Origin of the sequence: Bradyrhizobium sp. (assembly GCF_016462955.1) — a bacterium.
Classification (GTDB): domain Bacteria; phylum Pseudomonadota; class Alphaproteobacteria; order Rhizobiales; family Xanthobacteraceae; genus Bradyrhizobium.
Window position 1 is genome coordinate 1 of record NZ_JAEMSD010000268.1, and the last position, 533, is coordinate 533.

At 64.2% G+C, this 533-nt stretch carries 1 protein-coding gene; it reads left to right on the plus strand.

Annotation, left to right across the window (positions count from 1 at the left end):
- The coding region (locus JHD07_RS23975; RefSeq protein WP_291626551.1) for a phosphoenolpyruvate carboxykinase (ATP) at positions 1-355 on the plus strand (355 nt) is incomplete at its 5' end.
- Positions 356-533: the final 178 nt, after the last annotated feature.

Below are 533 nucleotides of genomic sequence, written 5' to 3' on the forward strand. Positions count from 1 at the left end.
GCACAATGTCGATTGCTGGCTGGTCAACACCGGCTGGACCGGCGGCAAGTATGGCGTCGGCTCGCGCATGCCGATCAAGGTGACGCGCGCCCTGCTCACTGCCGCGCTCGACGGTTCGCTCCGCAACGTCGAATTCCGCACCGACAAATATTTCGGCTTTGCGGTCCCGACCGCGCTGCCGGGCGTGCCCCACGAGATCCTCAACCCGGTCAACACCTGGAAGGACAAGGACGAGTTCGACAAGACCGCCCGCGCGCTGGTCGGCATGTTCCAGAAGAACTTCGCCAAGTTCGAGGCCCAGGTCGACGCCGAGGTGCGCGCCGCCGCGCCGGATGTGAAGCTCGCGGCGGAGTAATTCAGAGCCGCTTTGAAATGTAAAAGGGCGGCCGCGAGGCCGCCTTTTTCTTTCCTTCTCCACTAGTGGGAGAGGGAAGAGCGCCTACGCCTTGAAATACGCGATCTGCGTCGTGGTCGCGAGCAGCCGGCCGTTCGGCGACCACAACTCGGCGTTCTGGTCGGCGTAGCTCTCGGCG